This window comes from Kibdelosporangium persicum, from assembly GCF_013280595.1.
GTDB lineage: Bacteria > Actinomycetota > Actinomycetes > Mycobacteriales > Pseudonocardiaceae > Kibdelosporangium > Kibdelosporangium persicum.
Genome location: NZ_JAAATY010000010.1, coordinates 162,724 through 188,363 on the forward strand (window position 1 = coordinate 162,724; position 25,640 = coordinate 188,363).

Genomic DNA, 25,640 nt, shown 5'->3' on the forward strand with positions numbered 1-25,640 from the left:
ACATGGTGAAATGCGTGCACACTGTGGACGAGAACGTGAGCGCCACCCTGACTTTCGCCGTGCCCGCGACGAAGGTGTTCGCGGTGCTGGCGGACCCGGCGACCCATGCCGCGATCGACGGCACCGGCTGGGTCCAGCAAGCCGCCGACCTCGCGCCGCTGACCGAGGTCGGCCAGGTCTTCCGGATGTCGATGCACCACGACGATCACCCGGATAAGGGCTACACGACGGCCAACAAGGTCCGGGTGTTCGATCCGCCGCGCGCCATCGGCTGGCTGACGGGGTACGAGACGGACGACGGTCGGCTGGAGTTCGGCGGTTGGCTGTGGCGTTACGACCTCAGGCCCCTTGGCCCGTCGCAGACCGAGGTCACGCTCACCTACGACTGGTCGGCGGTACCGCCGTCCATCCGGGAGTACCTGCGGTTCCCGCCCTTCGGCCCGGACCACCTCACCAACTCGTTGCACCACCTGGCCGAGATCGCCGCACGGACCTCCCACGCCTGAACGCCCGGCCAGCAGGCGCTGACCGAGCGCGTTGGCACGGGGCGGTTCACCCGACGGGGCGTACCGCCAGTTCCGGTTCCGGTTCCGGAGTCGGCGTGGGCCGCTCATCACGACGACGGCGGACGTTGCGCAGCGCCCGCGTGGCCGGGACCTCGACCACGGTGTACAGCACCCACGCGGCAAGCACCGACAGACCCAGGTACAGCAGGAACACCGCCACGTTGGCCCAGGCCGGCAGTCCGACGACCGGGCTGTCGATCACGCCGATCCCGGCCAGCCACTCCCGGGGCAGGTCCATCGCCCCGGTCGGCCCCGGCACGTAGCTCATGCTGAACACGATGAAGAAGATGTGCACCAGGTAGAAGCAGTACGAGATCTTGCCGAGGAACACCATCACCGCGGACCGCAACGGGCTCCAGGCACCGGCGAGATCCGCGTTGGCCAGCGCCGCGATGAGCAGCCCGAACGGGATCATCACGATCGCCGTCGAACCGAGCATCCCGGGCAGCATCGGGCTCACCGCCAGCGCGGCCACGCTGAGCGACAACGCCACCGGCACGTTGACCGGAAACCGCACGCCCTTGCGCACCAGCAGCGCGATGGTGATGCCGAGCACGAACTCGAACAGCCGCATGAGCGGGAACGAGGTGGTGAACCAGTAGCTGAAGCCGTTCGGGAAACCCACCAGCGGCACCAGCAGCGGCGGCTCCGGCTGGCGGAAGTCGAAGTTCGCGCTGATCAGGTAGGGCAGCACGAACGTGGCCACGACCGACCCCGCCGCCGTCCACCACAGTGCCCGCTTCGACGCGCGCGCCAGCATCAGCATCAACGCGGGGAACACCAGGTAGAAGAACACCTCCACGCTCAGCGACCAGGTGACCGGGTTGATGTTCAGCGTGTACGCCTGGTCCGGCAGCCACGCCTGGATCAGCAACACCTGCGCCACCAGCACCTTCCAGTCCGGCCAGGCCCCGATCAGCAGGCCGAAGAGGACAAACCCGGCCAGGATGCTGACCAGGCACGCCGGGTAGATCTTGGCGAACCGGCGCCACCAGAACCGGCCGGCCGGCTGGTCGGCCGGAGTGGACCAGGTGAGCACAAAACCGCTGAGGATGAAGAAGGCCACGACACCGGCCCCGCCACTGCCGAAGATCATCCCGATGACCGCGTCGGACCCCTCCGGTTGCGCCGAGCCCACCGGAGTGGACAGGCGTAGCGCCATGAAGTGCAGACCGAAGACGAGAAAGGCCGCTATCGCGCGCAGCCCGGTCAGCGAAGGCAGTACCCGCGCGGGCGCCGGTTGCTCCTGGTGTGGTGTGGTCAGCATGTTGGTCCGTTCCTGCGTCGGTCACTGGGGAAGCGCGCACGGACTCTCCGGGACGACCGGCCGGTCAAAAGGTGAACGTCGGCGAAATCCGCTGCAGTCGGACGGTAACGCGGCGGAAAACCCGCTGCGGACCCCTGATGTGGACAATAGGGGCGAAATAGGGGCATCCCGCCCGTCGCCGGGCACGCGCATGGACAGGCCCGTCCGCGAGCCGTCCACAGTGAACTGAACGACGGTTCGCGGACGAGCCTGTCGGTGGGTGGTTCAGCGCGAGGCGAGCGCCTCCAGATCCGGCACGATGTCCGAAAGCGTTGGGGTGTCGAGCATCTCCTGCCGCACTTCGGCCGCACACCGGGCGAACGACGGCTCGGTGATCAGGCGCTCGACGCCGGACCGGACCGACGAAGCGGTCAGGTCGGCCAGGTCGAGCAGCAGGCCGTAGCCACGTTCCTCCTGGGCGAGCGCGGAAGCCCGTTCACTCCAGGTGGTACCGGGGACGATGAGCTGCGGTACGCCGTTGACGACAGCGTTGCCCACGGTCGCGCCGCCGCCCTGGTGCACGATCGCCGAGCAGCTCGCCAGTGCCTCGTTCATCGGGATGAAGTCGACGGCTCGCACGTTGGCGGGCACTCTGTCCACTGAGGCCAGTTGGTCGGCGCTCAGCGTGGCGATGACCTCGATGTCCAGCTCGCCCAGGCCATCGAGGAGATCCAGCACCGAGGCCTCCTCGCGGCCGTGCACCTGCCGGTTCGACACGCCCAGCGTCAGGCAGACCCGAGGCCGCGCCGGTTCCTCCACCACCCACCGGGGAATCGGCAGCGGCCGGTTCACCGGGACGAAGCGCACCGGGATGTAGTTCACGTCGAGGTCGTAGCGAATGCAGGACGGGGACGGGTCGATGGTGGCCATCCCGAAGCGCAGCGTCTCGTCGAACTCGCGGCCGTGCTTGCCCAGCCAGCCGGACATCCACTCCACCAACGGATCGCGCCGCTCGCCGAGTTCCTGGTACTGGAAGCTGATCCGCGCGGTCTGGTCGGCCGCGTACAGCATGCGGACATGGGCAGCACCGACCACGTGGGCAACGAGCGGGCCCGCGTACATCAGCGGGTCCCAGACCACCAGATCCGGTTGCCATTGCTTGGCGAACGACAGCAGCTCGTCCAGCAGTGAGTCGGGAGTGATCCAGCGGAACACGTCCACCCACATCTCGTGCACGGCGCGCACGTACTCCGCGGTGTAGCGTTCCTGCCGGGTTTCCGACAGCTTGAAGTCGTCGTCCATCGCGTTGGACGAGCCCGTGTCGCCGAGTTTCCGTTCGCGGGCGATGTCCACGTCGTCGCCGAACCACATCGCGTCCAGGCCGGTCTCCAGGAACGGCTCGACCTCCGACGGATTGCGAGGGCCGACATAGCGCACCTCGTGCCCGGCTGCGCGCAGTGCCCAGCCGACCGGTGCCATGCTGTAGACATGTGTTCTGGTCGGGAAGACGATCAGCATGACGCGCACGTGACTCTCCAATACTCGGACGTGGTCGCCACGGTAGCGCCGGCGCACGCCGCCGAAGTCCCCCGGATCAGAGAATAGGGGTGGACGACCCCTTAAGGGCTGGTGCGCCTCCCTGCCCGGCGCTAGACACAGGGTGGTGAGCATGGCCGTGGCGCCCACCACCAAGGGGCGGATCGCATTCCGCGAACATCGCACGTGGTACCGGATGACCGGCAGACCGGACGGACGACGGCCGGCCGTGGTCGTCGTGCACGGCGGACCGGGCAGCACGCACGACTACCTGCTGAACCTGTGTTCGTTGCACGACGCGGGCTGGCCGGTCGTGCACTACGACCAGCTCGGCAGCGGCGGCTCCACCCATCTCCCGGACGCGGGCCCTGACTTCTGGACTGTCCCGCTGTTCCTCGACGAGCTGGACAACCTGGTGCGGCAGCTGGGAATCGCCGACGACTACGTGCTCGTCGGGCATTCCTGGGGTGGCGTGCTGGCCGCGCGACACGCCGCGAACCGGCCGGACGGCTTGCGCGGCCTGGTGATCGCCGACTCCCCCGCCTCGTACCCGCTGTGGCGCCAGGAAATGGCGGTGCTGCGCGCCGGGTTGCCGCCCGAAGTGGACGCGACGCTGCGCAAGCACGAAGCCGCTGGGACCACGGACAGCAAGGAGTACCACGACGCGGTCCGCGTGTTCAACGACCGGCACGTGTGCCGGATCCAGCCGTGGCCCAAGGAATATCTCGCCACCACCATGGAGATCTCCGACGATCCGACCGTCTACCACGCGATGAACGGGCCGAGTGAGTTCCATGTGATCGGTACGCTCAAGGACTATTCCGTCGTGGACTGCCTGCCGGACATCGCCGTGCCGACCTTGGTGATCTCGGGCGAGTACGACGAGGCGACGCCGGTCACCGTGCGGCCGTTCGCCGAACGCATCCCGGATGTGCGGTGGGAGATCTTCCCGGAATCCAGTCACATGCCGCACCTTGAGGAGCCGGAACGGTTCCACGCCACACTGGTCGAGTTCCTCGGCACGCTCTAGGGGTTGTGCGGACCGGGCTGGAGTCTAGGCTCGAAGTCATGTCACTGGGGGTCCTGAACTCTGCCGAAGCCACCCGGTTCCGCACGATCGGCCCGCAGCACATCGGTGAGGTCGCCGCGCGGTACGGCCTGCCCGCCGACGCTCTCGAAGCGGTCCGCGCGGTCTCGCAGGTGTTGCCTTTCCGCGTCAACGACTACGTGCTGTCCACTTTGGTCGACTGGCACCGGATCCCGGAGGATCCCCTGTTCCAGCTGGTGTTCCCGCAACGGGGAATGCTCAAGCCGGACGACGAGCGAAAGCTGATCGAGCTGTCCGGGCGGCGCGGCACCAGGCGGGAGATCGCCGCGGAGGTCAGCCGGATCCGGGCCGAGCTCAACCCGCACCCGTCCGGGCAGAAGCAGCTGAACGTGCCCGAGCTGGCCGGTACGGAACTGCCTGGCATGCAACACAAGTACCGGGAAACCGTGCTGTACTTCCCGCAGCAGGGCCAGACCTGCCACGCCTACTGCACGTACTGCTTCCGGTGGGCGCAGTTCATCGGGGACGCGGACCTCCGGTTCGCCGCGCCCGGACCGGAACTGCTCGTCCGGTACCTGCGCGGCCATCCGGCCGTGTCGGACGTGCTGATCACCGGCGGCGACCCGATGGTGATGTCCACCGAGCGGTTGCGTAGCCACCTGGAGCCGATCCTGGCGGTGGACACCGTGCAGACCATCCGGATCGGCACCAAGTCCGTCGCGTACTGGCCGCACCGGTTCGTCACCGACGCGGACGCCGACGACGTGCTGCGGCTGTTCGAGCAGGTGGTCGCGTCCGGCCGCAACCTGGCCGTGATGGCGCACTTCAGCCACCCCCGTGAGCTGGAGACCGACATCGCGCGCAAGGCGCTCGCCCGCATCCGGGCCACCGGGGCGCTGATCTACTGCCAGGCGCCGCTGATCGCGCACGTCAACGACGATCCCCGGGTCTGGGCCGACATGTGGCGGGCCGAGCTCGCCGCGGGCGCGGTGCCGTACTACATGTTCGTGGAACGGGACACCGGCCCACGGCACTACTTCGAAGTCCCGTTGGCCACCGGCCTGGAGATCTTCCGCACGGCCTACCGGACCCTGCCTGGGCTTGCCCGGACCGTGCGCGGTCCGGTGATGTCCGCGACGCCGGGAAAGGTCATGGTGGAAGGGGTCGAGGACACCCCGCGGGGACGGCTCTTCCAGTTGCGGATGCTGCAGGCCCGCGATCCGGAACTGGTGGGCAGGCCGTTCCGGGCCCGGTTCTCCAGCACCGCGGCGTGGCTGGACCAGCTCGAACTGGACCCGTCAGCCCCCGCCGACATCGCGGCGGCGATCACCGGCGCGATCGGCGCGCAGAAGCCGGCCCTGTCCGGCACCACCCACTGACGTCACGGAAGGACCCGCGATGGGCCGCCGGAAGGTCTCCCCGAATCTCGCCCTCGACCAGCTTGTCGCACGGCGCCAGGCCGAGGGCGAACGGATCGTGCACCTCGGGTTCGGCGAGTCGCGCCTGCCCGTGTTCCCCCCGTTGGCCGACCGGCTGGCCGCAGGGACCGACCGCAACGCCTACGGCCCGGTCGTCGGCGACGCCGGGGTCAGGGCGGCGGTGGCAGGGTACTTCGCCCGGCGCGGCCTGCCGACCGAGGCGCACCAGGTGGTCGTGGCGCCCGGCAGCAAGCCGTTGCTGCTGGCGCTGGACATGGTCCACCCCGGCGACGTGCTGCTGCCCCAGCCATGCTGGGTGACCTACGGTCCACAGGCGACACTCGCGGGCAAGCGCGCGTTCGGCGTGCCGATCCCGCCGGAATGCGGTGGGGTGCCCGATCCGGACGCGATGCGCGAGACCATCCGCGCCGCACGGGCGCTCGGTCACGATCCCCGCATCGTCGTGCTGACGTCGCCGGACAATCCCACCGGGACGACCGCGCCACCGGAGATCATCCGGGCGATCTGCGCGGTCGCCGAGGACGAGGACCTGCTGCTGGTCTCCGACGAGATCTACCGCGACATCCCGCACGATCCGGCGATGCCGTACCTCAGCCCCGCGGAGGTCGTCCCGCATCGCACCATCGTGGTGACCGGGCTGAGCAAGAGCCTCGCGCTCGGCGGCTGGCGGATCGGCGTTGTGCGCTTCCCCGAAGGGCCTGGGGGCGAGCGGATGCGCGACGACGTCGCCTCGGTCGCCAGCGAGATATGGTCCACATTGGCCGGTCCGATGCAGGCGGTCGCCGAGTACGCGTTCAGCGAACCGCCCGAGGTGTGCGCGCACCTGCGCGCCAGCGCACGGCTGCACGGCACGGTCGCCAAAGCGGTGTACGACATCGTTGTGGCCGCGGGCGCGCAGTGCCGTCCGCCGACCGGCGGGTTCTACGTCTACCCGGACTTCGCTCCGCTGCGGGAATCATTGGCCCGCCTTGGCGTGACGGACGGCGAGTCGTTGCAGCGCCACCTGATCGAGGAACTCGGCATCGCCGTGCTCGCCGGTGTCCACTTCGGTGACGATCCGCGTGCCCTCCGGTTCCGGGCCGCGACCAGCATGCTCTACGGCCGGACCCGGGGCGGGCAGTGGGCCGCCCTGCGGGCCGAGGACCCGCTGAAGCTGCCCCACATCGCCGAAGCGCTCGCCGACATCGAGCGCGGCTTCACCAAGCTGGCCGCGGGCTGAAAGGAGTCCGGCTGATGAGCACCGCGATCGTCTTCCCCGGCATGGGACCCCAGGTCTTCGCCGACGTGGGCAAGTTCCTGCTGATCAACCCGGTGGCCCGGGAGATGGCCGGGCAGGCCTCGGACACCGTCGGGTACAACGTGATCGACCGTTACCGCGTCAGCGAGAGCGACTACTCCGAGGCGGCGCAGGTCGCGTTCCTGGTGACGTGCCTGGCCCTCGCGCGCTGGGCCGAGGAGAACCTGGGCATGGCCGCCCGGTTCTGCGCCGGCCCGAGCTTCGGCGGGAAGGCCGCGGCGACGTACTCGGGCTCGCTGACCTTCCGCGACGCGGTGTGGCTGACCGCGAAGCTCTCCGAGTACGAGACCAGGTTCTTCACCGAGGACCTGCCCGGGATCGTGACGCACTCGTTCGCGCGCACCCCACGGGAAAGCCTCAAGGAGATCCTGGCCGAACTGGACGACTGGCACGAGATCTCCTGCCACATCGACCACGACTTCTACATGGTGTCGCTGCGCGAAGAGCGCCTGGACTGGCTACAGCGGCGAATCCGCGCGGCCGGTGGTCTCCCGCTGTACACAATGGACCCGCCGATGCACTCGAGCACGTTCGCCCCGCTGCGTGACCGCGTCGAAACGGACCTGTTCGGCGAACTGGAGTTCGCCGACCCGGTGATCCCGGTGGTCGCCGACCAGGACGGCTCGGTCCGCAAGACCGGCGACGGCGTACGCACGATGCTGCTGGACGGTTTCGTGCGGGCCGTGCAGTGGCCTGAGGTGGTGGACACGTTGTTGGGGCTGGATGTCCAGACCGTGTACGTGTCCGGACAGGACAGCCTGTTCGGCCGTGTCCCCTGCACGACCCGCAACTTCGACGTCACGCCGGTCGACCTGCGGCTGGCGATGCGCCCGCCCCGGCCTACCAGGTGATGCGCAACCGGGAGGGGCCGCGGACGATCACGCCGTACTTCCATTCGACGCTCTGCGGGCCGCCGGCCAGGCGCAGCCCGGGGAACCGGGTCAGCAGCTCGCTCAACGACTCCCGCAGCTCCATCCGGGCCAGCTGAGCCCCGATGCAGTGGTGCGGCCCGTGCCCGAACGTCAGGTGCGGGTTGTTCTTGCGCGTCAGGTCGATGCTCTCCGGGTTCTCGAAAACCTCCGGATCACGGTTGGCCGCGTGCAACGCGGCCAGCACCGGGTCACCGGTCCGCACCAGCGTGTCGCCGAACCACACGTCCTCAAGGGCGTACCTGGCGAACATGGCCGCGGTGTTGATCGGCACGTACCGCAGCAACTCCTCCACCGCGGTCGGCATCAACTCCGGGTCCCGGCGCAGCTGGTCGATCAGCCCGGGCTCGGTGAGCAGGGTGAACACGAAACTGGGCAGCGCCGCGGCCACGGTCTCCACGCCACCGGTGAGCAGCCCGGCCCCGGCGAGCACGATCAGCTCGTTGTCGCTGAGCTTGTCGCCGTTGTCGCGCGCGTACACGAGGGCACCGAGCAGGTCGTCCGTCGGCTCCTTGCGGCGCTGCGCGACCAGCGCGGCCATGTAGTCGTCGAGCTCGCCGCCGATCTCGAACAGCACGTCCGCCTTGGCGGTCTCGTCGTTGGTGACGCCCTCGGTCCACCGCCGGAAGACGTGCCGGTCGGCGAACGGCACCCCGAGCAGGTCGCAGATCACGTTCACCGGCAGCAGCCGCGCGAAGTCCTCCACCAGGTCGGCGGACCCGCCGTTGGCGATCATGTCGTCGATCAGCCGGGCGGCCAGCGAACGCACGCCGGCGCGCATCTGCTCCATCCGGCGGGCGGTGAAGGCCTTGCCGACCAGGCGGCGCAGCCGCGTGTGGTCGGGCGGGTCCATGCCCATGATGCCGTCGCCGGTCGACTGCCTGCGCAGCCGCGGCTGGTCGAGGCCCTGCGCGATCGCCCGGCTGAACCGCGGATCGGTCATCACGAGCTTGACGTCGGCGTACCGCGTGGCCAGCCAGGCCTCCTCACCGAAGGGCATCTGCACCCGGCTCATCGGTTCGGTGTCGCGCAGCTTCGCGTACAGCGACGAGACGCTGGTCTCCCGCATCTCGAACGGGTAGTCGCGGACTCGCGTCGGGACAGTCATCGGTTCTCCTGGTGCGGCTTGAGCTGGATCGTGCTCCGCGCGTTCTTGTCGATGGCTTCTTTGCCGTAGAGCAACGGGAACGTCCCGCCTTCGGTCCACGACTGGGCAAGGTCGCGGTAGTGCGGGCTGCGCTGGTCGCCGGACTGACCGGGCGCGTTGATCGCGCGCGAGTTGTCCCAGGCGCCGACGTCCAGGGCCATCTTGAAGGTCGGGCCGAGGACCTCGGCCGAAGGGAACACGGCGTAGTAGTAGAACGACGTGCGCACGGTGTGGAACGAGCCGCCCTTCTCGACCGGGCCCACGTTCGGGCCGCCGAGCGGGTGCATGAACATGTGGATGTGCATCGCGCCCCACCGCCAGGTGCCGGGGTCGGCGCCGAGTTTCGAGCTGACGTCCTGATAGGCCTGGGTGACGGTGTCCAGCAGCAGCTTGTCCCTGGCCGCGGCGCCGTTCCGGCCGAACCAGCCGTCCGGGTGGGCGAAGGAGTCGGCGACGATCCGGAAGTCCGGGTCGAAGCTGGCCGCGACCAGCTCGTCGGCGACCGGTGCGGGCAGCACGGCGTGCGCCCAAGCCGGGTGCAGGAACCGCATCAGCCAGGTTTCGAACAGCGCGGCCGCCGCGGAGTCCTTGCTGGTGACGCCGTCATACGAACGCAGCAGCGCCAGCGCCTTGCCGGTCGTCGGGTCAGTCGAGCTGAGCTTCGTGAGGTACGGCAGCAACATCGTGGCGACGCGGGACTTCTCGTCGTTCTGCAGGGTCACGGTGTCCTGGATGGTGACCGGCCGCTGGGCAAGGACCTCGTCGATCCGCTTCTTGCGGTAGTCCTCCGCCCATTCGTAGCCGGGCAGGGCCGGGTGGCCGGGCGGGAAGTTGTAGTCGTTGGCCGAGACGAAGGTCTGCGGGTTGTACGAGAGCGGCAGGGCGCCGTGGAAGCCGTTCCACTCGTATCGTCCGTCTCCGGGCACCGGGAGCAGGCCGTCGTAACCGGTCCGCCGGGGGATGATCGCGCCGGGAACCCAGCCGATGTCGCCTCGCGTGTCCGCGTAGACCAGGTTCGAGCTCGGCGTCTTCCAGACCCGCATGGCGTGCGCGAAGGCGCCGAAGTTGGTGGCCCGCTGGAAATTGAGGCTGCCGAGGTACGGCGACGTGCCCGGCTGTGTCCACACTGTACGCACCGCGTAGGCGCGGTTTCCGTCGATCTTGACGACCGGACCGTGCCGGGTGTACGACAATTCGGTCCTGCGCGGTGAGCCGCCCGCCACCGGGACGTCCTCGGTGATGGTCTTCATCCGCTCCCAGCCGTCGCGGTAGCGGTACCGGGTGGGGTCGTCGGGGTCGAGCTCGTAGACGTACAAGTCGGTCTGGTCGGTCGGCAGGTTGGTCAGCCCGAACGCGATGCTCCCGTTGTGCCCCATGCTGATGCCCGGGTTCCACGGTTCGCCCGCGCCGATGATGTTGAGGCCGGGTGCGGAGAGGTGCGCGATGTACCGGTTCGCGGGCGCCATGTAGTTCTCGCGGTGCGGGTCACCGGCGAGGATCGGCCTGCCGGTCGCCGTCCTTTCCGGTGAAACGGCCCACGCGTTGCTGCCGGTCAGCGTTTTCAACCGCTCCGGCAACGTTTCCATCCTGCCGTTGGCGAACGTCACCGGCGCCGTGGCGAGGTTGTAGACCTGGATGACGTCATCGGGGATCGCGCACGGGTCGAGCCCGTCCGGCACTCGTGCCGTGTGCTCCGGTTCGAGCTTGCGGAAGTACCTGCTGACGTCCGGCCCGCCGCTGCACACGAGCTTGGCGCGGGAGACCTCCGACCCCAGGTTGTTGCCGATCGCGTGGGTGCGGATGCGGACCACGTCCTCGGGGTTCCAGCGTGCGGGCCGGTAGCCGAGCTGGCGGAACTCCTCCGGCAGGGCGGCCGGGTTCCGGTCGAGCCAGTCGACGTACGCGTTGATGCCCGCCGCGAACCGGGTGGCCGCGGATCGCGCCTCCGGGCCGTAGCTCGCCCATTCCGCCGCCATGTCGCCGCGGTACAGGAACAGCCGGGCGGCCCGGTCCTGCTCGGCGTAGCCGGGGCCGAGCACCTCGCTGAGCCGGCCGAGGCCACGCCGCCGCCAGGTGTCGATCTGGAACAGCCGGTCCCGTGCGGCGTTGAACCCCTGGGCCAGGAACAGATCACTGGTGTTGGCCGCGAAGATGTGCGGCACACCCCATTTGTCGACGGTCATGGTGACTGGCTGCCGCAGTCCGGGCACGACGATTGCTTGGTCGGCGGACACTGTCATCGGCACTGTCACGGACGCCGACGCGGAAAGCACAGCCGCGACGACCAATAACTTCCAACGCGGCCTCATGCCGGCAAGCTATCGCGCGTGGGCTGGGCTGCCACACCCCTAGCTTGGCCGTGTTCCGCGGCCTGGGTGGTCAGCCGCAACCGGTCGACCTTCCGGTTGGAGTTCAACGGGAACTCGGTCAGGTGGTGGTAACGCTTGGGCAGCACGCCGTCCGGCAGCAGCTTGCGCAGCCGCCGGACCAGTTCGACGGTCGCCATCCGGTCGCCGGTGTAGAACGCGACCAGCTCGGTACTGCCGCCGGCGGTCACGCCGACGACCACCGCGTCCGCCACGCCGCACTCGCGCAGCGCGTGTTCGACCTCGGCCGGTTCGACCCGCCAGCCTTGCACCTGGATCTGCGAGTCGCGGCGGCCCAGGTAACCAAGCTCGCCGTCGCGGAGCCGCCGGACGCGATCACCGGTGCGATACCAGCGTTGCCCGTCGCGCTCGAAGAACCGGCCTTGTTCGTCGCGCGGGTCCAGATACCCGGCCGCGAGTTGCGGTCCGGCGACGGCCAGCTCTCCTTCGGTCTCGGTGGATTGTCCGTCGTCGTCCAGCAGTAGGTAGTCATGGCCGTCGTGCACGGCGCCGATCGGCGCGACCCCGTTGATCGCGTTGCCCGGGGAGTGCTTTTCGGACCATCGGTGCGCGGCCACCGTAATGGTCAGTTCCGTGGGGCCGTAGAGGTTTTCCAGCGTCGAACCTGATGCGGCCCGTAGCCAGTCGTCGGCGTCACGGCACTTGAGCGCCTCCCCGGCGAAGAAACTCCACCGCAGGCCGGGCATCGCGTGGTCGGTGAGACTACCCATCCGCCGGATCAGATCGATCACGCTCGGCGTGGAAAACCATACCGACATCCGTTGCTCGGCAAGGAAGTCGGGCAGTTCCCGGTAGGCCTGCGCGGGGATCGGCACCACAGTGGCGCCCGCGTTCCACGCGCAGAACATGTCGAACACCGAACAGTCGAAGTTCAGGTCGAACGCCTGCGAGAACACGTCGTCCGGGGTGAAGTCGTAGCGCTCGTCCTGCAGCCGGAAGTAGTGATCCATGCCTCCATGGCCGAGGACCACGCCCTTGGGGCGCCCGGTCGACCCGGACGTGAACAGGATGTATGCGGTGTCACCGGGTTTGACGTGGGCGGGCTCGTCCAGCGCGTCCCGCTCGGGCACCGCGGTCTCAGGGGAGATCACCGTGAAGTCATCGCGGTCACCGAGCACGTCCGCCAGCAGCGACTGTCCTTTGTGGTCGACCACCATCGTGGTGGCACCGGACGCGTCCAGCATCTGGCGGGTGCGGGCCGCGGGGAAATCCGGTCGCAACGGCACGACAGTCGCACCCGCGTAGAGCGTCGCGAGGATTCCCGTGTACGCGGTGATGCCCTTGGTGGCGAGGACGCCCACGGCGGGGGACGTGGACCGGGCCAGCGCGCCGCCCCACAACAGCGCCTGCTCGTGCATTCGCCGGTAGGTGATGGCCTCGCGCCCCGCCCGCACCGCGACACCGTCCGGCGCCTTCGCCAAGCCGCGGAGAAATCGTGCATGCAGCCCGTGCGTGTCGTCCATGCCGGACCTCCGTGTGGATTAGGGGTTGTTGAGCGGCGAGGAAACCTGGTGCGCTAACCGAAGTCGACAATCGGGCGTGCCGGCCGTGATGGCAACCCTTGATTCTGATTCCGGAGTGACCATGTGGGACGACCAGTTCGAAGAGTTGCTGCGCGGCCACCTGCCCTATCTGGCCGCGGACGAACCGCTCGACGAGCACACACCGCTGCGTGAACTGGGGCTGGACTCGCTGGCCATGGTGGAGGTGCTCTCCTCGGTGGAGAAGCTGTACCAGGTCCGGCTCGCCGACGACGCGCTGACGCTGGAGAACTTCGAGACGCCCGGCCGGTTGTGGCGGACGCTCGAGTCGGTCAGGTAGGGGTGCGGGTGATGAAGGGCTGGATAGGGGTGACGCGGACATGAGCCGTGAAGTATTCGCGCGGGCGCACAATTCCGTCGAGACGTTGCATGAATTCCTTCTGCTCGGCGCACGGCTGACCCCGGACAAGGCGGCGGTCGTCGAATTCGCGGGCAACGAGGCCGGGACGATCTCCTACCGGCAACTCCAGCGCCGGGTCGAGGAATGCGTGCGGACCCTGGGCGAGCTGGGCCTGGACATGGGCGACCGGATCATCCTGGAATCGAACACCTCGCCGTCGGCGATCGCGACGTTCCTGGCGTGCTCGTCGCTGGGCCTGCCGTTCGTTCCGGTCAGCCCGGAGATCCCGGCGCAACGGCTGCTGTCGATCATCGAGGCGACCGGTCCCGCGCTCTACCTGCAGCCGGACGACGGCCGCCGGGACGGCATCCCGGCCGAGGTCGGCACCGGACGGTTCGGGCCGGACGGCGTGACCATCGACCGTGCGCCCCAGCCCCGCGGGCAGTTCCGCCGCGAGATCGTCTCGGCCGATCCGGCGTACATGGTCTTCACGTCGGGCACCACCGGGCGGCCCAAGGGCGTGGTGATGAGCCACCGCGGCATCCTCGCGTTCTACCGGGGCATGCTGCAGCACGGCATCGTCGGGCCGGAGAGCCGTGTCGCCACCACCTCGCCGTTCCACTTCGACTTCTCCCTGCTCGACATCGGCCTCGCGCTGGGCAGCGGCGCGACGGTGGTACCGGTGCCGCGGCCCCTGCTGCGCTGGCCACGGCGGTTCGTGAAGTTCCTGCGTGACACCGGAGCGACCCAGGTGAACGGCGTGCCGTCGATCTGGCGTTCGGTGCTGAAGCACGAGCCCGAGCAGCTGGGTGAGCTCGGCGAGCAGATCCGTGGCGTGTTGTTCTCCGGCGAGCCGTTCCCGTTGCCGGAGTTGCGTCAGCTGCAGGGCCTGCTGCCGGCGGCGCGGATCGTGAACTGCTTCGGCAGCACCGAGTCGGTCGCGTCCTCGTTCACCGACGTGCCCCGCCCGATCCCGGCGGACATGGAGCGGCTGTCCATCGGATTCGCCCACCCCGGCGCCGAGATGATGCTGCTCGACGACGACAACCGGCACGTCGCCGAACCCGGCGTGGTCGGCAACATCTACCTGCGCAGCTCCGCACTGTTCACGGCGTACTGGGGCGACCCGGCGGCGACGGCGAAGGCACTGGTGCCTGACCCGACCAATCCGCTGACCGGCCAGACGGTGTACCGCACCGGCGACCTCGCCTACCGTGGCGAGGGCGGCGAACTGTACTTCGTCGGCCGCGCCGACTCCCTGGTCAAGATCCGCGGCAACCGCGTCGAACTGGCCGAAGTGGAGCGGCGCGTGGCGCAGTTCCCCGGCGTCGCGGCGGCCTGCGCGCTGCTGCTGCCCGCGGACGTCGATCCGGCACTCGCGGTGTTCGTCGTGCTGGCGCAGGACGTGGAGTCCGTCGACGAGCTGGAGCTGGCGGCGTTCTGCATGGAGGCACTGCCGGACTACATGGTGCCGCGGGAGATCCGCGTGCTGGACGAGCTGCCGGTCACCGTGAACGGCAAGGTGGACCGGGCCGCCCTCGCCGAAGTAGTCGCCTGACCCGGTAAACGTAATCGATGCGGTGGCCACATCCATGTGGCCACCGCATCAGTCTGCCCAGGTCAAACCTCGTGAGTGTTTATCAGGGTTCTAACCCTGACAAACACTCACGAGGGGTTGGTGGGGGTTTCGAATTCGCTGTCGAGGATGTCGAACAGTTCGTCGGCGCTGGCGGATTCGAGCCATTCCTCGTTGGACGGCGTGTCCGCCCCGTCGGTCCACTTCGCGGTCATCACACGCAGCCGGGCCAGGATCTTCGTGTGCTGGTCGTCGCCCGGCTGGGCGGCGGTGAGGGCTGCCTCGATCGCCGACAGCTCCTCGTCCAGCGGTGAGGCCTGCTCGTCGACCAGTTCCTCCAGCAGGAGACCGGCGATGGCGGCCGGGGTCGGGTAGTCGTACGTGAGCGTCGCCGGCAGGCGGATCTCGGCCACCTTGGCGAGCCGGTTGCGCAGTTCGAGCGCGGCGAGTGAGTCCACGCCGAGTTCCACGAAACCACGAGTCGGTTCGATGGCACGCGGCCCGTCGTGACCGAGCACGATGGCGACGTGGGTGCGCACGAGCTCCAGCAGGTACGGGGCACGTTCCTTGGCCTGCAACGCCGTGAGGCGCTCGGACAACGGCACCTCGACCGGCTCCGCGGCCGCGGTCCGGCGCTGCGGCGTGCTGCGCACCAGGCCTCGCAACATCGCGGGCGCGGGCTGGTCGATCACGGCGGTGTCCAGTCGCATCGGCAACACCACGGCGGCATCCAGGCCCAAGGCGGCGTCGAACAACGCCAGTCCGTCCTCTGTGGACAACGCCTTCATGCCCGCGCGGCTCATCCGTCGCAGGTCCGCCTCATCGAGCGCGCCCGCCATGCCCGTGCGCTCCGCCCACAGCCCCCACGGGAGGGATGTCGCGGGCAGCCCGAGGGCGCGCCGGTGAGTGGCCAGTGCGTCGAGGAAGCCGTTGGCGGCCGCGTAGTTGCCCTGTCCGGCGCCGTCGAACGTGCCCGCGGCGGACGAGAACAGCGCGAACATCGAGACCTCGCCGACGAGCTCGTGCAGGTTCCAGGCGGCGTCGACCTTCGGTCGCAGGACGGCGTCGAGCCGCTCGGGTGTCAGCGACCCGATCAGGCCGTCGTCGACAACGCCCGCCGCGTGAACGACACCGCTCACCGGGTGCTCGGCCAACAGTTTGGCGACGGCGTAACGGTCGGCGACGTCGCATGCCACCACTACCGCCTCGGTACCGAGCTCGGTGAGCTCGGAGACGAGCCGGTCCGCGCCCGACACGGCCGGGCCACGGCGGCTGACCAGCACGAGTTTGCGGACGCCGGGCCGCGCCGCGAGGTGCCGGGCGACCGCGGCGCCGAGCCCGCCCGTACCTCCGGTGATCAGAACCGTGTCGCCCGGTTCGAGCGGCCGACCGCTTCCTGTCGCCGGAGTGAGCCGCGGGGCGCGCAGTTCGCCGGGTCGCACGTGCAGTTCCGGTTCGCCGGAGCTCAGTGCGGCAGGCAACTCGGCGTAGGCGTCACCTTCGAGGTGCACGAGCACGATCCGGCCGGGGTTCTCGGCCTGCGCGGCACGAACGAGGCCGGTGACGGCTCCGTCGATCAGCTCGGATCGCCCGGTGACCACGACCAGTGTCGCGGAGGCACAGCGGTCATCGGCAAGCCATTCGGTGAGCAACGCCAAAACGTCCGCGGTCACCGAATGCACTGCGGTGACCACATCGTCCACAGTGGGCGAAGGGAAGTACAACACCTTGTCGGGACACGGATCGGTGAGCAGCGAGGACAGGTTCGGATAGGCGGGCGAGTCCAGGGGCGCGTCGCCGATGACCGCCCATCGCTCCTCAGCTGCCTGCCCACCTGGCACCGGGATCAGGTCGACCGTGAACAGGTCGCGAGTGCTGACCCGGTTGTCGACGGGGCGCACCACGAGTTCGTCCACAGTGATCACCGGGGCACCGGCCGGGTCGGTCGCGGTGATCGAGCGGCTGGTGGCGCCGGAGCCGGTGAGCCGGACCCGCAACTGGGTGGCACCGGTCGCGTGCAGGGTGACTCCGCGCCAGGCGAACGGCATCGTCAGCTCGTTGTCCTCGGCGAACAGTTCGGCCGGGTGCAGCGTGGCGTCCAGCAGGGCGGGATGGATGCCGAACCCGGTCGTGGTCGCGTTCTCGGGCAGACCGACCTCGGCGAAGATCTCCTCGCCACGTCGCCACACGGCACGCAACCCGGTGAAGAGCGGGCCGTAGTCGTAGCCCTGACCGGCGAGAAGTTCGTACAGTTCGCCGATCTCGACGGGTGTGGCGTCCTCCGGTGGCCACGTGAGGGCGGGAGCGGGCGTCGCCTGGGGCGCAAGGAATCCGCTCGCGTGTTTGGTCCATGTCTGCTCGCGCTCGGCGCGGGCGTACACGGTCACGGCACGGCGAGCTTGCGCGTCTGGCTCGCCGACGACCACCTGGAGCCGCACAGCTTCGCGGTCGGTGAGCGAAAGCGGCGCTTCGAGCGTGAGTTCGTCAACGCGGGGGCACTGGACTTCGTCACCCGCGCGGATCACGAGTTCCACGAACGCGGCACCGGGCAGGATGACTGAGCCGCCCAACCGGTGCTCGGCGAGCCATGGCTGGTTGCGTACGGACAGTTGTCCAGTCAGGGTGACTGTGTCGGCCTCGGGCGAATGCACCACGGCCGCGAGCATCGGGTGGTCCGCGGCATCCTGTCCCGACGACGTCACGTCACCCGCGCTGGGTGCTGGTTCGAGCCAGTAGCGGCGGTGCTGGAACGGGTAGGTCGGCAGGTCCGCCAGCCCGGTGCCCGGCACCAGGGCGGCCCAGTCCACGTTGACCCCGCGCGCCCAGGCTTGTCCGACCGCGCTCACGACCGTCTGGACCTGATCACGATCACGGCGCTGCACCGGCACGAACGCAACGTCTTTGCCTTGCACGCATTCCGGACCCATGCCCGACAGCACCGCGTCCGGCCCGATCTCCAGGAACGTCGTGACGCCCCGGTCGGCCATCCGCCGGAGCGTATCCATGAACAGCACCGGCTCCCGCACATGCGACACCCAAAACTCAGGACTCGTCACATCTCCAGCAGCAATCACCGGCAGCATCGGCGCACCGAACGCGACCTTCTCCACCGTCCGACGGAACTCGTCCACCATCGGGTCCATCAACGACGAATGAAAAGCATGCGACACCCGCAACCGCTTCCACTTACACCCCAACCGCCCGACCACAGCCAAAACCGCGTCCTCCACACCAGACAACACCACCGACACCGGACCGTTCACCGCCGCAATCGACACACCCTCACCCAACAACGGCACAACCTCAGACTCACCAGCCTGCACAGCAACCATCACACCACCCGCGGGCAACGCCTGCATCAACTTGCCGCGAGCACTCACCAGGGCACAGGCGTCGTCCAACGACAACACACCCGCCACATGCGCCGCCGCAATCTCACCAATCGAATGCCCACCAACACAATCCGGACGCACACCCCACGACTCCAACAACCGGAACAACGCCACCTCAACCGCAAACAACGCAGGCTGAGTGAAGCCAGTCTGATTCAACGCCTCAGCATCATCACCCCACATCACCGACCGCAAACCACCATCCAAACGCGACAACACGTCATCCAGAGCCCCAGCGAACACCGCGAACCGGCCGGACAACTCACGCCCCATCCCCACCCACTGCGAACCCTGACCCGAGAACACAAAACCCACGCCGCCACCGGACACCGAACCACGCGCCACACCCGCGATCTCGCGGCCTTCGGCAAGCGCGGCCAGCCCGGCTCGCAGCTCCGCACGGTCGCCTCCGGTCACCGCCGCACGGTGTTCGAACCCGGTTCGCCTGGTCAACGCCCGGCTGACGTCCGCGGCCCGTGCACTGTCGACCACCGGGAGCAACCGCCCTGCCTGGTCCAGCACCGCCTGCTCGGTCTTGCCGGACAGGATCAACGGCACCACCGGCGGATCGGCGGTCTCCGCCACCGCGTCGGCAGCGGGCGGCTCTTCGAGGATCACGTGCGCGTTGGTGCCGCTGATCCCGAACGACGACACTCCGGCGCGGCGCGGCCGGTCGGCGTCCCAGGAGACGGCCTCGGTCAGCAGCTCCACCGCTCCCTCGGTCCAGTCCACGTGTGTCGAGGGCCGGTCCACGTGCAGCGTCTTCGGCAGCATCCGGTGCCGCATGGCCATGATCATCTTGATCACACCGGCGACGCCCGCCGCGGCCTGCGCGTGCCCGAGGTTCGACTTGATCGACCCCAGCCACAGCGGCTTTTCTCGATCCTGGCCGTAGGTCGCCAGCAACGCCTGCGCCTCGATCGGATCACCCAACGTGGTGCCAGTGCCGTGTGCCTCCACTGCGTCCACATCGGACACAGTGAGCCCGGCGTCGGCCAGCGCTGCCCGGATCACCCGCTGCTGCGACGGCCCGTTCGGCGCCGTCATCCCGTTCGACGCACCATCCTGGTTCACCGCCGAACCACGCACGACACCCAGCACCCGATGCCCGTTGCGGCGCGCGTCGGACAGCCGCTCCAACAGCAGGATTCCGGCGCCTTCGGACCACGCGGCACCGTCCGCCGCGGCCGCGAACGACTTGCACCGCGCGTCCGGGGCGAGCCCGCGCTGCTGGCTGAAGTCCACGAAGATGTCCGGCGTGGACATCACCGTCACACCGGCGGCCAACGCCAGCGAACACTCACCAGACCGCAGTGACCGCATCGCCCAGTGCAACGCCACCAGAGACGACGAACACGCCGTGTCCACTGTGACCGCAGGGCCTTCCAGGCCGAAGGTGTACGCGATGCGGCCGGACACCAGGCTGCCACCGCTGCTGCTGCCCACGTAGTCGTGGTGCATCAGCCCGGCGAACACACCGGTCTGGCTGCCGCGCAGCGAGGCCGGGTCGATCCCGGCGCGCTCGAACGCCTCCCACGACAGCTCCAGCAGCAACCGTTGCTGCGGGTCCATTTCCAGCGCCTCACGCGGCGAGATCCCGAACAGGCCGGGGTCGAAGGCGGCCACGTCCTCGAGGAACCCACCCTGGCGGACGTACGACTTGCCCGGCACACCCGGCTCGGGGTCGTACACGCCGTCGACGTCCCAGCCACGATCCCGCGGGAACCCGGAAATCGCGTCCACCCCGCCGGAGACCAGCCGCCACAAGTCCTCCGGCGACGTGATCCCGCCGGGGTACCGGCAGCTCATCGCCACGATCACGATCGGATCCTCGGTGGACTTGACGGTGGCCGAGACCGGCGCGGGCGTGCTCTCGACCGAGCCGAGCAGCTCGTCCCGCAGGAATCCGGCGAGCACGAGCGGCGACGGGTAGTCGAACACCAGCGTCGCGGGCAGCCGCAGGTCGGTGGCGGTGTTGAGCCGGTTGCGCAGCTCCACGGCGGTCAGTGAGTCGAATCCCAGTTCCTTGAACGCCCGGTTCGGCTCGATGGCGTCGCCGCTGCCGTGGCCGAGCACGGCGGCGACGTGCGTGCGTACCAGGTTGAGCAGCTGGCGCTCACGTTCGGCTTCGGGCAATCCCGCCAGACTGCGGCGCAACGAGTCGACGTCGGCCGGCGCGCCGGCGACGCCACGGCGCGTGACGGGCACCAGGCCACGGAAGATGGGCGGAAGGTCCGCGCCTTGCGCGCGCAGACCAGCCAGGTCAAGCCGGACGGGTGCGACGACCGGATCGCTCTGCGACACCGCGGCGCCGAACAACGCCAGGCCGTCCTCTGTGGACAGTGCGGTGACCCCGTCGCGGCTGATCCTGGCGTGGTCGGCGGCGTCGAGGTGGCCGGTCATGCCGCTGGCCTGCGCCCAGAATCCCCACGCGAGCGACTGCGCGGCCAGCCCGTGCCGCCTGCGGTGGCGAGCGAGCGCGTCGAGGTAGGTGTTCGCGGCGGCGTAATTGGCCTGCCCGGCGCTGCCGGTGATCCCGGCGAACGACGAGAACAGCACAAACTGCGCCAGGTCCAGATGCTGCGTGAGCTCGTGCAGGTGCCAGGCGGCGTCGATCTTCGGGCGCATCACGGCGTCCAGCCGGTCCGCCGTGAGGGAGCCGATCATTCCGTCGTCAAGCACACCGGCCGTGTGCACGACGGCGGTGAGCGGGTGCTCGGCCGGAATCGACGCGAGGACCTCGGCAAGCGCTGCCCGGTCGGTGACGTCGCACGCCACCGTTCGCACGTCGGACGGGAGATCAGCGGGGCCGGTGCCGCTTCGGCTGAGCAGCAACAGATGGCGCACACCAAGTTCGGTGACCAGATGGCGGGCGACCAGCCCGGCCAGGGTGCCGCTGGCGCCGGTGATCAGGACGGTGCCGTTCGGGTCCCACTCGTCCGAGGTGCTGGTCTCGTGAATCCGGGCCAGCCGGGGCACGCTGACGGCACCCGCCCGCAGTGCGGCCTCTGGCTCTTCGAGCCCGGTCACGGCGGGCAGCAGGCGGACGGACTCGTCGTGCTCGTCGTGGTCGACCAGCAGGATTCGGCCGGGGTTCTCCGCCTGCGCGGTGCGCACCAGCCCTGATACGGCCGCTCCGGCCAAGTCGGTGCCGTCAATGGCGCCGTGGGTCAGGACGAGCAGCTTGGTGTTCGCGAACTGCTCGTCGGACAACCACGATTGCAGGGTCGTCAGGACCTGTGCGGTCGCTTCGCGTGCGGTCCGTGGGTCGGTTCCCGTGCGGCACGGCACCACGACCACGTCCGCCGCGGTGATCGCGTCAAGGCCGGCCACCAACTCCAGTCCGGCGACGTTCGAGGCGAGCACGTCGGCGAGCTCGGTCGCCCTCGGGTCTACGACCACCCACCGCTCGGCGCTCATCTCCTCGTCGAGCGGCACGGTGTTCCACTCGACCCGGAACAACGAGTCCTGCCGCGGACTGCCCGCTGCCGCGAGTTGTTCCGTGTTCACCGAACGCAGGACCAGCGAGCCGATCGATGCCACCGGTGTCCCCGTGGCATCCGCGAGCTCGATGGACACCGCGTCACGGGCGGCGGGCAGCACACGCACGCGAAGATCGGTGGCCGCCGCCGCGAACAGCTCGACGTGTTGCCACGCGAACGGCAACTCGGCCCCGTCACTCGCCTTCCCGAGGCCGATCGCGTGCAGCGCCGCGTCGAGGAGTGCCGGGTGGATGCCGAACTGCCCGGCCCGGTCCCGGACCGGTGCCGGCAACGTGATCTCCGCGAATGTCTCCGCGCCCCGCCGCCAGGCGGCTCGCAGCCCCTGGAACGCGGGCCCGTACTCGAGTCCGGCCTGGGCGAGCTGGTCGTAGCATTCCGTGACCGCAACGGGCTCGGCTTCCGACGGCGGCCAGTGCGTGAAGTCGAAACCGGGCTGAGTGTGCCCCGGGCTGAGCGTCGCGATGGCGTGTTTGGTCCACGGCAGGCCGGTCGGTGCTTCTTCCGGCCGGGAGTAGATGGCGCAACCGCGACGGCCGTCCTCACCGGGCGCGTCGACGTGGACCTGCACGACCACGGCGCCGCCAGTGGGCAGCACGAGCGGGGCGGTGATGGTGAGTTCTTCGAGCAGAACGTGGCCGACCTCGTCACCGGCGCGGACCGCCAGCTCGACAAAACCCGTGCCGGGGAAGAGGATCTGCCCTTCCACCACGTGGTCGGCGAGCCACTGGTGCGTGGTGAGCGCGATCCGGCCCGTCAGCGTCACGCCCGCACCGTCGGCGCGCTCCACGGCCGCACCGACGAACGGGTGTCCGGTGGCGAGCAGTCCCGCCGACGCCACATCGCCGACCGTGCCGATGTCGTCCAGCCAGTACCTCTGCCGGTCGAACGCGTACGTCGGCAGATCGACCTGCCGTGCGTCTTCGGGAAACGCCGTGCCCCAGTCGATTTCGACGCCACCGGCCCACAGGTCCCCGGCCGACCGGAGGAACCGGTCCAGGCCGCCGTCGTCACGGCGCAGCGTCCCGGTCACCACGCCGTCCTGCTTGAGCGCGTCCAGTGTCTCGGTGATCCCGGGCGTCAGCACCGGGTGCGAGCTCGACTCGACGAACCCGGTGAATCCCGCGCCCGCCAGCGATTCGATCGTGTCGGCGAACAACACCCGCTGCCGCAGGTTGCGGTACCAGTACTCGGCGTCCAGCCGCTCCTCCCACTGCCCCGTCACCGTCGAACGGAACGGAATCCGCGGTACCAGCGGCGTGATCGGCGCCAGGACGTCGAGCAGTTCGTCCCGCAGCCGCTCCACGTGCGCGGAGTGCGAGGCGTAGTCCACCGCGATCCGGCGGACCCGCACCTGAGCGGCCGACAGTTCCTCGTGCAACGCGTCCAGTTCGGCCGGATCACCCGACACCACAACGGACTTCGGGCCGTTCACGGCCGCGATCGAGACCCCGGGCCGAAGCCTGGGCTCCACCTCGGCGACCGGGAGCCCGATCGACATCATCCCGCCCGCCCCGGCCAAGGTCCGGGCAATGGCCTGGGAGCGCAGCGCGACGACCCGTGCTCCGTCCTCAAGGGACAGTGCACCCGCGACGACGGCGGCGGCGATCTCGCCCTGCGAGTGTCCCACCACCGCGTTCGGCTGCACGCCGTAGGAATCCCAGAGCGCCGCGAGCGACACCATGACGGCGAACGAGACCGGCTGCACGACGTCCACCCGGTCCAGGCTCTCGGCGCCGCGCACCACGTCCAGCAGCGACCAGTCCACGTACGGCTCCAGCGCCGCCGCACACTCGGCCAGCCGCCGGGCGAACACGGGCGACTCCTCGGCCAGGCGTGCGCCCATCCCGACCCACTGTGATCCCTGGCCTGGGAACACCAGCGCCACCTTGCCGCCGATCAACGCGGCACGGACCGGCGCGTCGCCCTCGGCGAGGTCCGCCAGCCCCGCACGCATTTGCTCGAGATCCCGGCCGACCACCACAGCTCGCCGGTCGAACGCCGCCCGGCACGTTGCGAGCGTGTACCCGACGTCCACCGGGTCCTGATCCGCAACGAACGACAGCAACCGGGCGGCCTGTCCCCGCAGCGCGCCTTCGCTCGCGCCCGACAGCACCCAGGGCACGACGCTCGGTTCCCGCTGCGCCGCCACGCTTTCCTCAACGGGAGGTTGCTCCAGGACCACGTGCGAGTTGGTGCCGCTGATACCGAACGACGACACGGCGGCCCGTCGCGGGCCGTCGGTGTCCCATGGCACCGCGTCAGTCAGCAGCTCGACCTGCCCGGCGGTCCAGTCCACGTGTGGCGACGGCGCGTCCACGTGCAGTGTCCGCGGCAGCACGCCGTGCCGCATCGCCATCACCATCTTGATCACACCGGCGACACCGGCGGCCGCCTGGGTGTGCCCGAGGTTGGACTTGACCGATCCCAGCCACAACGGCCGTTCCCGCTCCTTGCCGTACGTCGCCAGGAGAGCCTGTGCTTCGATCGGATCGCCGAGAGTCGTACCGGTGCCGTGCGCCTCCACGGCGTCCACATCGGACGGTTTGAGCCGGGCGTCGGCCAGCGCTGCCCGGATCACCCGCTGTTGCGACGGGCCGTTCGGGGCGGTGAGCCCGCTGGAGGCGCCGTCCTGGTTCACCGCGGTTCCCCGCACGACGCCGAGCACCCGGTGCCCGTTGCGCCGTGCGTCGGAAAGCCGTTCCAGGAGCAGAATCCCGGCGCCTTCGCCCCACGCGGTGCCGTCCGCGGCGGCCGCGAAGGCCTTGCACCGGGCGTCGGCCGCCAGCCCGCGCTGCAAGCTGAAGTCGATGAACGTTTCCGGTGTGGACATCACCGTCACACCACCGGCCAACGCCAGCGAACACTCCCCCGACCGCAACGACCGCACCGCCCAGTGCAACGCCACCAACGACGACGAACACGCCGTATCCACAGTGACCGCAGGGCCTTCGAGGCCGAGCGTGTAGGCGATCCGGCCGGACAGGACGCTTCCCGCAACGCCGTTGCCGATGAATCCGGCGACCTCCTCGGGAATATCGCGCATCCACGAGCCGTAGTCGTGGTACATGACACCGGCGAACACCCCGGTGGCCGTGCCGCGCAACGAGCCCGGATCGACACCGGCCCGTTCGAACGCCTCCCAGCACACCTCCAGCAGCAGCCGCTGCTGCGGGTCCATCGCCACGGCCTCACGCGGCGAGATGCCGAAGAACGCCGGATCGAAGTCCGCCGCGTCGTGCAGGAAGCCGCCCTCGCGCACGTACGACTTGCCGGCCTTGCCCGGCTCCGGGTCGTACAAGCCGTCGACGTCCCAGCCGCGATCGGCCGGGAAGCCGGTGATCCCGTCCGCGCCTTCGGACACCAGCCGCCACAGGTCCTCGGGCGAGGTCACCCCACCCGGGTACCGGCAGGCCATGCCCACGATGGCGATCGGAGCCCGCTCCCGTTCCTCGGCCTCGCTCAGCCTGCGCTTGGCCTCGCGCAGGTCGGCGGTGGCGCGCTTGAGGTAGCTGAGCAGTTTTTGGTCGTTCTCTTCGCCTGCCACAATAGAATTCCTCAACGGCTCGCCCCGGCCTTCTGCAACACCCAATTCGTTCGCAAACGGTACCCACGCCGTTTTGACCATGGCACCCCTAGCGTGCCGCGGTCAGCGGGGATTCCAGGCCAGGTAGGGGTTGCGTGCGGCGAGGGGCG

The 25,640-nt window shown here is 69.4% G+C and carries 13 protein-coding genes; 7 read left to right on the forward strand and 6 right to left on the reverse strand.

What is annotated here, in order from left to right:
- The first annotated feature begins 14 nt into the window (after positions 1-14).
- Positions 15-506: an SRPBCC domain-containing protein gene (locus GC106_RS19960; protein WP_173132738.1), complete on the forward strand. Its 492-nt coding sequence runs from the start codon at positions 15-17 to the stop codon at positions 504-506.
- 46 nt (positions 507-552) lie between these two features.
- On the opposite strand, the gene GC106_RS19965 is transcribed toward GC106_RS19960, so the two are convergent.
- Positions 553-1,833: an acyltransferase family protein gene (locus GC106_RS19965; RefSeq protein ID WP_173132741.1), complete on the reverse strand. Its 1,281-nt coding sequence runs from the start codon at positions 1,831-1,833 to the stop codon at positions 553-555.
- A gap of 264 nt (positions 1,834-2,097) precedes the next feature.
- Positions 2,098-3,330 carry a nucleotide disphospho-sugar-binding domain-containing protein gene (locus GC106_RS19970; RefSeq protein WP_173132948.1) on the reverse strand — a complete coding sequence of 411 codons (1,233 nt, stop codon included), beginning with the start codon at positions 3,328-3,330 and terminating at the stop codon, positions 2,098-2,100.
- A gap of 151 nt (positions 3,331-3,481) precedes the next feature.
- Between GC106_RS19970 and GC106_RS19975 the strand changes: the two genes are divergently transcribed.
- Genes GC106_RS19975 through GC106_RS19990 form a run of 4 tightly spaced genes read left to right on the forward strand, consistent with a single transcriptional unit; the run spans position 3,482 to position 7,983 of the window.
- Complete coding sequence (locus GC106_RS19975) at positions 3,482-4,378, forward strand: proline iminopeptidase-family hydrolase (RefSeq protein ID WP_173132744.1); 897 nt, start codon at positions 3,482-3,484, stop codon at positions 4,376-4,378.
- Between the two features lie 38 nt (positions 4,379-4,416).
- Complete coding sequence (locus GC106_RS19980) at positions 4,417-5,775, forward strand: KamA family radical SAM protein (protein ID WP_173132747.1); 1,359 nt, start codon at positions 4,417-4,419, stop codon at positions 5,773-5,775.
- 19 nt (positions 5,776-5,794) lie between these two features.
- Positions 5,795-7,054: a pyridoxal phosphate-dependent aminotransferase gene (locus GC106_RS19985; RefSeq protein ID WP_173132750.1), complete on the forward strand. Its 1,260-nt coding sequence runs from the start codon at positions 5,795-5,797 to the stop codon at positions 7,052-7,054.
- A gap of 14 nt (positions 7,055-7,068) precedes the next feature.
- Positions 7,069-7,983 carry an ACP S-malonyltransferase gene (locus GC106_RS19990; protein WP_173132753.1) on the forward strand — a complete coding sequence of 305 codons (915 nt, stop codon included), beginning with the start codon at positions 7,069-7,071 and terminating at the stop codon, positions 7,981-7,983.
- Here the strand turns inward: GC106_RS19990 and GC106_RS19995 are convergent.
- From GC106_RS19995 to GC106_RS20005, 3 genes are read right to left on the reverse strand one after another with little or no spacing between them, the layout of a single operon-like run.
- On the reverse strand, positions 7,973-9,169 hold the full coding sequence (locus GC106_RS19995; protein WP_173132755.1) for a cytochrome P450: 1,197 nt from the start codon (positions 9,167-9,169) through the stop codon (positions 7,973-7,975). The two genes, GC106_RS19990 and GC106_RS19995, sit on opposite strands and share 11 nt — an antisense overlap.
- A complete protein-coding gene (locus GC106_RS20000; protein ID WP_173132758.1) occupies positions 9,166-11,517 on the reverse strand; it encodes a penicillin acylase family protein in 2,352 nt (783 codons plus the stop codon). The genes GC106_RS19995 and GC106_RS20000 overlap by 4 nt, the downstream gene beginning before the upstream one ends.
- A complete protein-coding gene (locus GC106_RS20005; protein WP_173132761.1) occupies positions 11,514-13,058 on the reverse strand; it encodes an AMP-binding protein in 1,545 nt (514 codons plus the stop codon). The genes GC106_RS20000 and GC106_RS20005 overlap by 4 nt, the downstream gene beginning before the upstream one ends.
- A gap of 121 nt (positions 13,059-13,179) precedes the next feature.
- Between GC106_RS20005 and GC106_RS20010 the strand changes: the two genes are divergently transcribed.
- Together GC106_RS20010 and GC106_RS20015 are read left to right on the forward strand one after the other, a co-directional pair.
- Positions 13,180-13,416 carry an acyl carrier protein gene (locus GC106_RS20010; protein ID WP_173132763.1) on the forward strand — a complete coding sequence of 79 codons (237 nt, stop codon included), beginning with the start codon at positions 13,180-13,182 and terminating at the stop codon, positions 13,414-13,416.
- A gap of 40 nt (positions 13,417-13,456) precedes the next feature.
- Positions 13,457-15,034 (forward strand): AMP-binding protein, encoded by a 1,578-nt coding sequence (locus GC106_RS20015; RefSeq protein ID WP_173132765.1) that lies wholly within the window; start codon positions 13,457-13,459, stop codon positions 15,032-15,034.
- Positions 15,035-15,141: 107 nt separating this feature from the next.
- Here GC106_RS20015 and GC106_RS20020 read toward each other — a convergent pair whose 3' ends face one another.
- The gene (locus GC106_RS20020; protein ID WP_312872749.1) at positions 15,142-25,491 is read right to left on the reverse strand and encodes a type I polyketide synthase; all 10,350 of its coding nucleotides are present in this window, start codon (positions 25,489-25,491) and stop codon (positions 15,142-15,144) included.
- Positions 25,492-25,640 lie beyond the last annotated feature (149 nt).